The 12,225-nt window shown below is 68.4% G+C and carries 10 protein-coding genes and 2 pseudogenes; 5 read left to right on the forward strand and 7 right to left on the reverse strand.

The features are described from left to right. Positions 1-357 precede the first annotated feature (357 nt). Entirely contained in the window at positions 358-1,095 is a 738-nt protein-coding gene (locus C3492_RS25875; RefSeq protein WP_103814508.1) for a hypothetical protein, read from the forward strand. A 542-nt stretch (positions 1,096-1,637) separates the two neighbouring features. Here C3492_RS25875 and C3492_RS25880 read toward each other — a convergent pair. From C3492_RS25880 to C3492_RS44745, 5 genes and pseudogenes are all read right to left on the reverse strand, one after another. Beyond that, a complete protein-coding gene (locus C3492_RS25880) occupies positions 1,638-2,063 on the reverse strand; it encodes a hypothetical protein (protein WP_258055890.1) in 426 nt (141 codons plus the stop codon). A 67-nt stretch (positions 2,064-2,130) separates the two neighbouring features. Further along, on the reverse strand, positions 2,131-2,820 hold the full coding sequence (locus C3492_RS25885) for a hypothetical protein (protein WP_181140549.1): 690 nt from the start codon (positions 2,818-2,820) through the stop codon (positions 2,131-2,133). A 29-nt stretch (positions 2,821-2,849) separates the two neighbouring features. Beyond that, entirely contained in the window at positions 2,850-5,201 is a 2,352-nt protein-coding gene (locus C3492_RS25890; protein ID WP_103814510.1) for a hypothetical protein, read from the reverse strand. A 21-nt stretch (positions 5,202-5,222) separates the two neighbouring features. Further along, on the reverse strand, positions 5,223-5,651 hold the full coding sequence (locus tag C3492_RS25895) for a hypothetical protein (RefSeq protein WP_103814552.1): 429 nt from the start codon (positions 5,649-5,651) through the stop codon (positions 5,223-5,225). Positions 5,652-5,908: 257 nt separating this feature from the next. Beyond that, positions 5,909-6,046, reverse strand: a pseudogene (locus tag C3492_RS44745) (IS5/IS1182 family transposase); the annotation flags it as partial. On the opposite strand from C3492_RS44745, the gene C3492_RS25900 reads away from it, so the two are divergent. Together C3492_RS25900 and C3492_RS44750 are read left to right on the forward strand one after the other, a co-directional pair. Next, positions 6,036-6,356, forward strand: a complete 321-nt coding sequence (locus tag C3492_RS25900; RefSeq protein ID WP_181140550.1) for an NIPSNAP family protein — start codon at positions 6,036-6,038, stop codon at positions 6,354-6,356. The pseudogene C3492_RS44745 and the gene C3492_RS25900 overlap by 11 nt on opposite strands. A gap of 67 nt (positions 6,357-6,423) precedes the next feature. Beyond that, complete coding sequence (locus C3492_RS44750) at positions 6,424-6,735, forward strand: ATP-binding protein (RefSeq protein WP_103814514.1); 312 nt, start codon at positions 6,424-6,426, stop codon at positions 6,733-6,735. A gap of 83 nt (positions 6,736-6,818) precedes the next feature. Here C3492_RS44750 and C3492_RS25910 read toward each other — a convergent pair. Both C3492_RS25910 and C3492_RS25915 read right to left on the reverse strand, forming a co-directional pair. Beyond that, positions 6,819-7,298: pseudogene (locus C3492_RS25910) on the reverse strand (MFS transporter); the annotation flags it as partial. A 394-nt stretch (positions 7,299-7,692) separates the two neighbouring features. After that, positions 7,693-8,346, reverse strand: a complete 654-nt coding sequence (locus tag C3492_RS25915; protein ID WP_258055891.1) for a TetR/AcrR family transcriptional regulator — start codon at positions 8,344-8,346, stop codon at positions 7,693-7,695. A gap of 245 nt (positions 8,347-8,591) precedes the next feature. On the opposite strand from C3492_RS25915, the gene C3492_RS25920 reads away from it, so the two are divergent. Together C3492_RS25920 and C3492_RS25925 are read left to right on the forward strand one after the other, a co-directional pair. Then, positions 8,592-11,813 (forward strand): bifunctional cytochrome P450/NADPH--P450 reductase, encoded by a 3,222-nt coding sequence (locus tag C3492_RS25920; RefSeq protein ID WP_103814517.1) that lies wholly within the window; start codon positions 8,592-8,594, stop codon positions 11,811-11,813. 116 nt (positions 11,814-11,929) lie between these two features. After that, on the forward strand, positions 11,930-12,225 hold a 296-nt coding region (locus tag C3492_RS25925), incomplete at its 3' end, for an alcohol dehydrogenase catalytic domain-containing protein (protein ID WP_181140551.1).

The raw sequence follows: 12,225 nt of genomic DNA on the forward strand, positions 1-12,225 counted from the left end.
ACCGATCAGCCTGCATACACCGCCTCATGAAAGCGCGCCGTTTTCAGTCAGCCGGGGGCCCCTAGGATCAGGTTCGGCAAGTGACGGCGCTTCTCCGCGGCACGCGGGGCGACCCGCTCCGCCCGCACCGCACGGACGCGTCCCCGCGGTGCGAAGTGCCGCGCCGCATCCGGCGCAGCGAGGCGGGCCTCCTTACCCGGCGGGCGGGTCGACGCGCGCCCCCAGAGGATAGAGTGCGCCCGTGCGTTGATCTTCGGGGCGGCGGCCATGCGCAGCCGCAGAGGGTGCAGGGCGCCTCCCTTCTCAGGGGGCGCCTCAGCAGGCATACCCGTCGTCACGTCATCGGAGATTCACGCCATGACTGCCCAGCAACTCCTCACCTACGACGCGTTCGTCAGGAACGCCGCAGCTGATCCGGCCGTTGTCGGCCTTGTTCTCAAAGGCTCCCAGGCCCACAACGGCACGGTCACCCGGTACTCCGACCACGACCTGTACGTGGTCGTCGCCGATGACGCCAGGACCGATCTGACCCGGTTCGCAGGCCATCGCAGCGCCGACCTCGACCTCGTCATCGTCACGCTCAGCGAGTTCCGGGGGGCCGGAGTGCCCGAATGGGAACGCTACGCCCTCGCCCGCGGCCAGGTCGTGCTCGACCGGCTCGACGGGGGCATCGCCCGCGTCCTCGCCGACTGCGCTCGGCTGGACGCCGATGAGGCGTTCCGGGCATCGGCCGAATGGCTCGACGCCTACGCCAACTCCCTGTTGCGTTCCCTCAAGAACGACCGGGACGCCCGGGTTCTCGCCGCCCGACTCGACGCGGCCGACAGCATGCGGTTCCTGCTGGAGCTGCTCTTCGCACTCGACCGTCGCCCCCGGCCCTACAACAAGTACCTGGAGTGGGAACTCGCCCGGTACCCGCTGCCGGGCTGGGACACCGGCGCACTGCTGCACGCCGTGGACCGTATCTCGGCCACCGGTGACGTCTCCCTGCAACGGCATCTGTTCACCCTCGTAGAGGACGCGGCTCGGGCCGCCGGACACGGCGATGTGCTGGACGCGTGGGGCGACGACCTGGCCGTGATGCGACCGCAGTGAGCCATTTCTGCCGCGCCTCACGGCAGTTGCCGACCAGCACGCTCTGAAGCCCTCTGTCGGTCCCGTGACCGCATGGGGGCCAAGAGCGTCGACCACGCTCGTTCACCGCGACGACGCCCGGTTTCGGAGTGGCCATCGATGGCATGCCTTCACCTCACGTGGAAGATCACCCTTCTGCCCCCAGGGAGCCCAGGTCTACGACGTCGACCGAGACATCCTGCTCTCCCAGGCAGAGCTGGACGGCCCCGGTACGACGGCACGGACCGATGGCTGGGCAAGGCCATGGCCGTACGCGATCCCGCACGCGCCCGTGCACGCAGCGTCGGTTCCGACGGGCTCCAGTTCGACGTTCCGGCACTGAACGGGCGGCCGAACGGCCCCTCGAAAGGAGAACGACGCCTGCGGACATCGACGAGCGAGCGCTGAGCGACTGGTGCCTCGAGCACCTGGGCTCCCCCGTCGCGGAACCCACCTTCACCACGGGGAACCTGTCTGTGGTCCTCGGCCTGCGTCTGGCGGACGGCCGCGGGGTGAGTCGCCGATCACCGCGGACCTCGGCTGTTCCTGGCGGCCGGACAAGGCCGTGTCGGCGTGGTGGTTGGCGTGGTAGAGACGGGAGTTGAGGGTCCCGTCGGTTCCACGCGTCTCGACGTCGTGTCGTTGGAGTCGCGCCGGCCGGCGCTGCGGTGCGCGTCGTAGTAGGTGAAGCGGGTGAGTGCGCCGACGGCGTTGATCACCTCGGTGAGGTTGCCTCTCTCGTCGTACCCGTAGGCGCGCAGCCGGAGCGGTCCGTCCTCGGTGACGGCGTGCAGGCCGGTGACGCGGTGGCTGTCCGGGTCAGCGGTGATCGTCAGGCGGTAGCCGCCGGAATGGGCGACCTCCAGCAGCGTGTCGTCCTCGGCGCGCTCGGCGGTGACGTGGTTGTGGTTGCGGTCTTGGACACGTACGTCAGATGCAGCCGTTCGCACGGCGGGCAGCCCTCCTCCGGACAGAGAAGGGCCGCCCGATCATGCTCGTTTCCGCGTTCGTCAGCGGCTACGCGGGGTTCAGCACGGGCTTCGCGGGAAGCCCGCCGTTCTTCTCGCAGCGCAGTTCCTTGGCCAGGGCCAGCGAGAAGGAGTGGGCCACGGTCGCGTAGGCGTCCTTCAACGCCTCCACGTCGCCCTCGGGTGGCTTCGGCATGCCTCCGCGTCTCACGCCGATGTCGATATGGGCCGCTCCCGACGACTGAGACAGCCTGTCGCTCTTGCATGCAAACCGGACGTACGCCACGTCCGCCGCTGCCAGGGCCTCCTCACCCATCTTCAGCACGGTGAACTTCGGGGCCGCCGGCTCGTCCGTCGGGGCGCCGTCGGCCAACCTCCAAGTGATTCTGAGCTCAAAATTCGGCGTACCGATGGGCGTGTAGACACGGCAGGCGTCCTCTTCCACGGTGGGGACCGGGAACGCCTCGACCAGGTCCGCCGCGGTCTGCGCGACGGTGTACTCCTTCGCCGACGCCTCGAACCGCGACGACCCCGTGATCACTTTCAGCGCCCGGGACGCATCGGCGGACATGGCACCGCCACCGCAGAGTTTCGTCCCCGCAACGACCTTGTAGTCCTTGGGAACGCCGCCCTCGTCCCCGTCCCCCCCACAACCCGCGGCCCCAAGAAACAACGAGCCGGCCACGGCCGCGGCAAGGAGTCCCCCGCGTACCGACCCACGACTGATCACTGTCCGCATCCTCATGTCTCCTCGGCCGCCCACCGACATCAGCCGGTCTCCGGGGCGTTGCCCTGCTGGTTCTCCCGGTCGTTGCCGACCCCGTAGCCGATCAGCATCGATTCGTGCAGGTCCTGCGCGAACACGTTCTTGCCCGGGTCGACGCCGTGATGCACTAGGAACTCCTCCATCGGCGCCTCGGCCATACTCTCACCGGCGGAGTAGATCTTCTTCTTCTCTTGGTCGGTGAGCTCCTCCATCTTCTCCTTGTGCTCATCCACCGAGTTGTCGGAGACATCGCCGACCATCTGGCCGATGAACTGTTCGGCGGCACCACTGGCGGTATCGGTCGCCAGCGGAATGAGCACCGCGGCCGTTCCCACGGCCGCGGTCGCCGGCAGGAAAGCGACGCCCGCCGCGATGCCCGCAGTGGCCCCGAACTCGACCCAGCCCGATCGCTTGGCGACCGCCTTCTCGTAGTCCTCGTGGGTCTTGAGGTTCGTCGCCTCCACCTGGTCGGCCCGGGACTGGTCGAGCATGCCCTGCACCTCGGCACCCACGCGCACGGTCGCCCTGGCAGCGCCCTCGTGAATCTTTCCGTCCGGGCCCACCGTCTCTTCCAGCGCGCTACGGGTGTAGACCTGCTCCGCGGTCGAGACCGTCGCGTAGGCGTCGGGGTGCTGGCCCAGGGTGCTGAGGAAGCCCCGGACGACGCTCCGTCCGTTCCCGTCCGCGGTGTCCGCGAAGTCGAGGTGCCCATCCGGATTCTTGCCCGGCGCGAACACGCTGTCCGGATCGTTCTTGTCCAGCGCCCAGTTGATGTCGTCGATGTAGCCGGCGCCCATGACGCCCAGGCTGTCGGCCATCGCCTCGTGGTGCTCCTTGAGCAGACCGGGGTCCGCACCGTACTTCTCCATGACCTTCTGCATGACCGCGGCGTTGTCCGCGTCCCGCACCACGCCGGCGTCCGGGTGCCCGGCCGGGTAGCCGAGAGTCGCTGCCTCCAGGGCGTGGCCGAGGGCGTCGGGCATCTGGTCGAGCGACGCCTTCTGCTCCTTCGGGTCGAGCGAGTTGACGTCGGGGAAGGACTCCCACTTCTCGTTGCTGAAGAAGTCGAGGTAGTTGTCGATCGCCTTGCCGTCCTTGTCCTTGCCGAGGCCGGCCGTGGCGCCGTGGTTCACCGTGCCGTCCTCGTTGTACGCGGTCGGGGGGTCGGTGAAGAACTTCTTCGCCGCTTCGGGACTGTTGCCGAGCGCTTCCAGCATGGCGGTGGCCGGGTCATAGCCGGCTCCGTTCACGCCGGAGGGGTTGAACGGGTTCTTGAACGGACTGTTCACCACCTTGTTGTCGGCGAACATGTACGGGTCCTTCGCGTGCAGCTGCGCCACGTGTTCGGCGATCGGGTTGAGGAACTTCGCGTCGTAGTTCCCGTACCGCATGATCCCGCCGAGCAGCTGGTATCCGAACGGCCCGCCGTAGTCGTTCTTGGCCAGCGGAATGCGCTCCGTACCCAATTTGCGGAGTTCCGGACCCCACTTGTCGGTGAAATCCTTGTCGTGGGAGGCGGTGGCCAGGTTGAGGCCGAGGTTCTTCTGGAGCTCCTGGACGTCCTTGAGGCGCTCCGGGTCGACCTTGCCGTACTCGTACGTGTCCGTGGAGAGCTGGCCGAAAAACGCGAGCGACTTCTCTGGGCCGAGCTTCTCGTAGAAGTCCTTGGAGAACTCCACCGACGAACTGTTGTCCTTCAGTAGCTCGTTGAGCTGCTGCAGTTCGGCGTGGGTGATGTCCCGGCCCTTGGCCGCCAGAGCGGCGGCGCGGGCGGCCTCCTCCTGGTCCAGCTTCGTGTACGTCGGAGCGTCGAAGTCCTTACGGTCGGTGACGTTGGCCTCGAGGGCGTTCTTGAGGGCAAGGTCGGTGTCGTTGCAGTTGTCGACGATGAGGTCGATCCTCTTCTGCCACGACTCGATGTTCCGCCTCTCCTGCTGCAGCAGTTCGCTGTAGTCGGGGTCGTGCCGCGCCGCGGGGATCTCGGACAACGGCTTCCGCGCCGTGACTCTGCCCTTGCCGTCCACGTGGATGCCGGCCGCGGGCCCCTCGTGGTCCCGGATGTTGACCAGGTCGTCCTTGGCCTTCTTGATGGCCGCGTGACCCTCTTCCAGGATCAGCTTCACACCCCTGGCCTCGGCCGCGGCGTCCGCGAACTCCTTGGCCGTCTTGTCGATGAACGCTCTGGTGACCCCTGCGTTGACGCCCTCCCAGGCCGCCCTGTCCGCCTTCGCCTTCATCCCGTCGGCGGCGTCCGCGGCGAGCTTGTCCAGCTTCCCCGCCATCTCCGACCAGTCGTCGGCGGCGGCCTTCAGCTTCGCCACCGGGGCGTCGATGATGTCCTCGTACTTCAGCATGTGGTGCGCCTCCCCCGAGCCCTATTTCAGGTATTCCGTCAGCACGGAAACCCGCATCAGATCTCCCTCGATCTTCGCCTCGTCCTCGGCGTGCCGGGCCTTGCTGTAATCGAGGTGGTTCGAAATCTGCGCGCAGGCGTCCAACAGTGTCTTCACGTGCGTCTGCCAGAAATCGTGCACCTTCAGCACGGCCGAACCGCTCTCGAAGTTTCCGTTGGTCAGTGCCGTCGCCGCGTCGAACGTGGAGGAACGGGCGATGTCGCCCTCCTTACCCAGCCGGCCCAGCAGGTCGTACGCGTCATTGCCGATAGCGCCGAGGTCGTCCCGATTGACCACCAGGTCCCCGACGCCACCACCTCCGCCACCATCGGCCGGAACGCTGTCGATCCGCAGGGCAGTTCGTTCGGCCGCCGCCGCGCGCATTTCGGCCCACTCTTGCTCGAACGTCATGAATTCCCCCAAGTCCATCCGGGTAGGCCATTCCACCGTACTCGCGCGGCCACCGACCTGATCGCCTGTCTCTTGTACCATCGCCGACCCACGGAGCGGCCGGCAGTTGCTCCTCCGAAGCCCGGACGCGACACCGAGCGGGCCACCGAAGCGCGCTGACCGAACACGCCTCTTCTACCTGCCTCATACGCCGGAGCTGGTCGTCAAGATCGCCGTCCGGCCGATATCCCCTCGACTGCCTTGGGGGTCCGTCAGGTCCCTTTCATGACCCGTATGTTCACCGAGTCGATCGCGCGGCGGGACCGCTCGTGCGCGCCGCGGGAGCCCAGTTCGTCCAGGCCCAGGCGATGGAGCTTGGCCCACACCCTGGCTTTGGTCCACTCGGTGAAGCGTCGCGTCTACACCCTGCACAGCTCCGACGCACTCGCCGCCTACGAGAAGATCTGGGCCCGGCACATTCCCGGTATGGCCAAGCACCGGATCACCACCCACGGCGTCTGGACGGTGCCCGCGGCGCCCGGAAACGACACCCCCCGGCTGTACGCCCTCGTCTCCTACAAGGACGCCGACGACGTGCAGGAGCGGCTGGAGACATACCTGTCGAGTCCTGAATTCCGCGCGGACGTGGAAGGCTTCGACATCAGCCAGATCGTCGGCCTCGACGAAACCCTCCTGACGCCCACCGTGGACTCACCCTTGCGCTGACGGTCGGCCTGCGACGAGCGACGCGGCCAGAACGGCCGGTATCCGGCGGCCCTGCGATGATGCTGCGGTGTCATCGATGGTGACGCGCCAGTGGTGGCCCCGGCCGGCATCGATACCGACCCATACGCAGGGCACCTGCGTGGTCATGGGCGTCTCCTGGGACTCGGACAGCGTGCCGTTCCGGCCCAAGGCCACCCTGCCGTCAGCTCACCTGCGTCGGGCCGGCACCCACGACGAGCTGGGACGGGGCCTGCTCCTGGTCGCTCGGTTCGCCGAGCGCTGGGGAACTCGGCACGTCCGACAAGGCAAGACGGCCTGGGCCGAGCTGAGCGAGAAGGAGTCCGCTGGGTTCCGGGCATGGGATTCCCCGGAGGAGTGACGCACCCCGGACCGCGGTGCTGCTGTGACGACCGCGGTCGTCAGACCCACGTGCTCACGGCCGTTCCTTCAGGTCGGGCGGTCACCGTGCGTGGTGAAGGCCCTGGCCCGTTCGCGCGGATCGGTGAAGGTGGTCATCAGGACCGAGAGGGCGGAGGGGGCCAGCAGCGCGGCGAACAGCCCCTGCACGGCACGCGCGATGACGAGCGCGGCGAATCCGTTCGCCGCGCCCGCAACCACGGAAGCGGCCGCGAAGCCGGCCAGACCCACCAGGAAGGTCACCTTCTGACCGGCCAGGTCGGCGATGCGGCCGCCGAGCAGCAGCAGGCTGCCGAAGGCCAGCGCGTAGGCGGTGACCACCCACTGCCGGTCGGCGTCGGAGAAGCCCAGGTCGTGCTGGGCGGACGGCAGGGCGATGTTGACGATGGTGCCGTCGAGGACACCCATCAGCATGGACAGGGAAACGACCAGCAGGATCCACCAGCGCCGCTGGTGCGACAGCTCGGGCACATTCTCAGGTGCGGTCTCGGCGCCGCGAGGAGCGGCGGTGGCGTTCTGGGACATGGGGGCAGCCCTCCGGACAGCGGATGGGGATGGCGGAAAGAGAAAAGAACCGGTCGAGAGCAGCTACGGCTCGTCCGACACGGGACGCCACCTCGCGCTCACGGGGGTAGTACTGGGCGGGCACGGCCGCCTCGGTGAACGGATGGGTGATGCAGCTCGACGGGGCCGGAGATCTCCCGCTTCGGGAGGGGATCGGGAACAAGCCGACGACCATGGTCATTTCACGGGTCGGCACCGTACGGCTGTCGTGCAGAGGCTGTGGAGCCACCCCGCCGGACGGCGTTCCCCGATGTCACGGGGGGGGTGGCTCCCGCATGTCGCAGCCTGGGATCGTCCGGCTGCGGGCGCGGCTCAGGGGCCAGTGCCTGCGGCGCAGCGCCTCAGAAGGTGTGACTCAAAGGCCGGCGTCCCGGCCGTCCCGATCACCGGTGAGCCGGCTTTCCAGACCCGTGATCAGCGTGTCCATCACGAGGCGGAACATGTGGTCCTGGTCAGGGCCTTCAGGGGCTGTGTCCGCAGAGTCAGGGTCTGCATCCCCGTCACCGTCTCCACCATCGTCGAAGCCGGGGGGCTTGAGGGTCGACCACTGGCGGAGCGAGCCGTTGAGTTCGGCGGCGAGGACGCCGATGACGACGGCGACCATCAGCGCCGCGATCTCCGAGACCTCTGACCGCGGAACCCCGGCAGCCTCCACGATCGCGGTGAGCGCGGTCCAGAACGGGTCGTCGGACTGGATGAAGTCGGGCTGGTGGCTGAACGAGTAGGCCATCAGCTCGGGGTGACGGTGCGCCAGGGTCCGGAAGTCCGTTGCGAGCAGGCGGATGCGCTCCTGCCAGGGAGCGTCCTCCAGCGTCACGGTGCGGAACTGGGCGCCGACCATTCTCGTCACGCCGCGCAGCACGGCTTCCTTGTTCGGCACGTGGTGGTACAGCGACATCGGGTTCGCGTCGAGCGCGGTGGCGAGTTTGCGCATGGTGAGCGCCTCGACGCCGTCCGCGTCGATCAGCCGCAGGGCGGCGGCGTAGATCCCGGCCTCGGTCAGAGGCACGTCCCTCTTCCTCGTTCCCCGCGGGGGACGCCTCGCCTTCTTTTCCATACGCCATACGGTAGCAGTTTCGTACGTCGTATGGAAATGACCTGGATCACGGCGTCCAGCAGGGCGACCGAGCTTGCCTCGTGCTTCCATACGTCGTACGGTTTCAATTCCATACGGCGTATGTTTCGTATGGCGCCGCGGCATCGCCCTGAGCAAGCGCGCCCTTGCCCATCCCCCTCCACGCAGAGGAGCACGTCATGACCACGCACTCCGCGAACGACCTTCGCCCCATCCGGTCCCCGCGCGGGCTCCCCCTCCTCGGTCACACCCCGCAGATCCCCAGCACCAACCCGGTGGAGTACTTCGGTGAGCTGGCCAAGCAGTTCCCCGAGGGCATCTACGGCATGGACATCGCCGGTATCGAGCAGGTCTTCGTCTACGACCCGGACCTGGTGGCCGAGGTCAGCGACGAGACGCGGTTCTTCAAGCAGATCGACAAGACGCCGCTGACCCATGTCCGGGACTACGCGGGCGCGGGCCTGTTCACCGCCCACCAGTACGAAGAGGAATGGGGCATGGCCCACCGTGTCCTGCTGCCGGCGTTCAGCCAGCGGGCCATGAAGGCGTACTTCGGGCAGATGCTGGAGATCGCCCAGAACCTGGCGGGCAAGTGGGAGCGCCGGGAGGGTCGGCCGGTCAACATCACCGACGACTACACCCGTCTGACGCTGGACACCATCGCCCTGTCGGGGTTCGGCTACCGGTTCAAGTCCTTCGACAAGGAGGAGCTGCACCCCTTCCTCAACGCGCTGCTGGAGGCGTTGATCGAGTCGCTGCGGCGCTCGCAGGAGCTGCCGATGATGACCAGGCTGCGCAAGGCGGACGACCGGAAGTACCGCGAGAACATCCGGCTGATGCAGGACCTGGTCGAGAGTGTGATCAAGGAGCGCCGCGAGGGGAAGGGCGGCGGTGAGGAGGACCTGCTGGGTCTGATGCTGGAGGCCACGGACCCGGAGACCGGCAAGGCGCTGGCCGACGACAACGTCCGTGACCAGGTGCTGACGTTCCTGATCGCCGGCCACGAGACCACCAGCGGCCTGCTGTCGTTCGCCACGTACTCGCTGATGCGCAACCCGCACGTCCTGGCCCAGGCGTATGCCGAGGTGGACCGCCTGCTGCCCGGTGACACGGTGCCGGACTACGACACGATCATGCAGCTGGATGTCATCCCGCGGATCCTGGACGAGACGCTGCGCCTGTGGGCTCCCATCCCGGCGTTCGGCAAGGCGCCGCTGGAGGACACCGTCATCGGTGGCCGCTACGAGCTGAAGAAGGGCACGCGGGTCAACATCCTCGAAGGTCCCCTGCACACCCACCCCAAGGCGTGGGAGCGCCCCGAGGAGTTCGACATCGACCGGTGGCTGCCCGAGAACCGGGCCAAGCAGCACCCGCACGCCTACAAGCCGTTCGGCAACGGTGTGCGTGCCTGCATCGGCCGGCAGTTCGCGCTCACCGAGGCCCGTCTGGCCCTGGCGCTGGTGCTGCAGAAGTTCAAGTTCTCCGACACGGCCGACTACAAGATGGACGCCAAGGAGGCGCTGACCCGCAAGCCCGGCAACTTCGAGCTGGTCGTGCGCCGCCGGCAGGAGCACGAGCGGACCGTCTTCGGCGTCGCGGATGTGCAGACCGGTGACACGCAGGCGCAGGCCGCGGTCAGCGGTGTCGGGGTGAACCTGACCGTCGCCTACGGCTCCAGCCTCGGCTCGTGCGAGGACCTGGCCCGCACCATCGCCGACCGCGGCGAGCGCTCCGGCTTCGGCACCACCCTGGTGAGCCTGGACGAGCTGGGTGACAACCTGCCCTCCGAGGGCCTGCTCGCCGTCGTCGCCGCCAGCTACAACGGCAAGGCTCCCGACAACGCCCAGCGCTTCGACGACCTGCTCGCCGCCGGGCTGCCCGAGGGCTCACTGTCGAACGTGCGATACGCGCTGCTGGGCGCCGGCAACACCCAGTGGGTGGCCACCTACCAGGCGTTCCCCAAGCGGATCGAGGAAGGTCTGCTGGCCGCCGGCGCCACCCCGATAGTCGAGCGCGGCATCGCCGACGCCGCCGGTGACTTCGACGGCATGGCCACGCGGTGGATGGACAACCTCTGGGCCACCCTGGCCGAGGAGTACGCCGCCGACACCTCCCAGGCGAGCGGCCCGCGCTACCAGGTCGAGCTGCTCACCGAGTCCGACGTGCGCCCCGCCATCGTCTCCGAGCAGGCGTACCCGCTCACGGTGGTGGCCAACGAGGAGCTGGTGGCGGACGCGACCGGCCTGTGGGACTTCGCCATCGAGCCGCCGCGCCCGTCCGCGAAGTCCATCACCTTCGAACTGCCCGAGGGCGTCACCTACGACACCGGCAACCACCTGGCCGTCTTCGCCAAGAACGAACTCGCCCTGGTGGAACGCGCCCTGAGGCGGCTCGGCGTCGACTACGACCAGGTGCTCCGGCTGGAGCAGCCGGCCGGTGGCCGCACCCACCTGCCGGTCGGCACGCCGGTCACCGCCGGCATCCTGCTCACCGAGTTCCTGGAGCTGCAGGACGTGGCCACCCGGTCCCAGATCCAGACGCTCGCCGAGTACACCGAGTGCCCGTGGACCCGGCCGCAGCTCCAGGCGTACACCGCCGACACCCAGGAGGCCGAGGAGCGCTACAGCAAGGAGATCCTCGGCAAGCGCGTCTCGGTGCTGGGCCTGCTGGAGCGCTTCGAGGCCATCGAGCTGCCGCTGGCGGTGTTCCTGGAGATGATGGGCCCGATCCGGCCCCGCTTCTACTCCATCTCCTCCGCCCCGCAGGCCAACCCGCGCCAGGTGCGCCTGACCGTCGGCCTGCTGGAGGGCCCGGCCCTGTCCGGCGACGGCCAGTACCGCGGCACCTGCTCCTCCTACATCGCCGGCCTCGAACCCGGAGACGTCGTCTACGGCTACGTCCGCGTGCCCTCCCCCACCTTCGCACCGCCCGCCGACCCCACCACGCCGCTGATCCTGATCGGCCCCGGCACCGGCATCGCGCCGCTGCGCGGCTTCCTGGAGGAGCGGGCGACACAGCACTCCAACGGCACCCAGGTCGGCCTGTCCCAGGTGTTCGTCGGCTGCCGCCACCCCGAGCACGACTACTTCTACCGCCAGGAGATGCAGGACTGGGAGCAGGCCGGCATCGCCCAGATCCACACCGCCTACTCCGCCGTGACCGGCCACCCGGCCCGGTTCGTGCAGAACGCCATCGCAGGCGCCGCCGACACGGTCTGGCAGGCCATCGAAGACGGCGCCAACATCTACGTCTGCGGTGACGGCCGCCGCATGGCCCCCGCCGTCCGCGAGGCACTCGCCGCCATCCACCGCCAGAAGACCGGCAGCGACGACGAGAGCGCCCAGCAGTGGCTCGCCCAGCTCGAAGCGGACGAGCGCTACCAGCAGGACGTCTTCGCCTGACCGGCCCGGCCGCCCGCCTGACGCCGGGCGGGCGGCCCCAGCACCAGCCGGGTCCCGGCTCCACGGCCGGGCCCCCCTCGATACACACACCACTGCATGAAAGTCAGATGATCACCATGGACACCATGCTCGCCGGACGCTTCCACCTGGACAGCAGGAAGTTCGCCGTGGAAGAGGTCCCGATCCCCGTGCCGGGCCCGGGCGAGGTCCTTATCGAGGTCAAGGCCGCCGGCGTCTGCCTCTCCGACGTCCACCTGCTCGACGGCTCCCTCGTCCCCCTGTTCGCCACCTCCGACACGGTCACCGTCGGCCACGAGGTCTCCGGCGTGATCCACACGCTCGGCCCCGACCTCAAGCGCGGCCTGCCCGTCGGCGCGCGCGTCACCCTGGAGGCCGGCAAGACCTGCGGCAC

This window comes from Streptomyces sp. Ru62 (assembly GCF_002920615.1).
Classification (GTDB): Bacteria; Actinomycetota; Actinomycetes; order Streptomycetales; family Streptomycetaceae; genus Streptomyces.

Coding starts and splice junctions, on each gene's coding strand:
- C3492_RS25890 (WP_103814510.1), bottom strand. CDS start 5,201: ATGCTGAAGTACGAGGACATCATCGACGCCCCGGTGGCGAAGCTGAAG.
- C3492_RS25875 (WP_103814508.1), top strand. CDS start 358: ATGACTGCCCAGCAACTCCTCACCTACGACGCGTTCGTCAGGAACGCC.
- C3492_RS25895 (WP_103814552.1), bottom strand. CDS start 5,651: ATGACGTTCGAGCAAGAGTGGGCCGAAATGCGCGCGGCGGCGGCCGAA.
- C3492_RS25920 (WP_103814517.1), top strand. CDS start 8,592: ATGACCACGCACTCCGCGAACGACCTTCGCCCCATCCGGTCCCCGCGC.
- C3492_RS25885 (WP_181140549.1), bottom strand. CDS start 2,820: ATGCGGACAGTGATCAGTCGTGGGTCGGTACGCGGGGGACTCCTTGCC.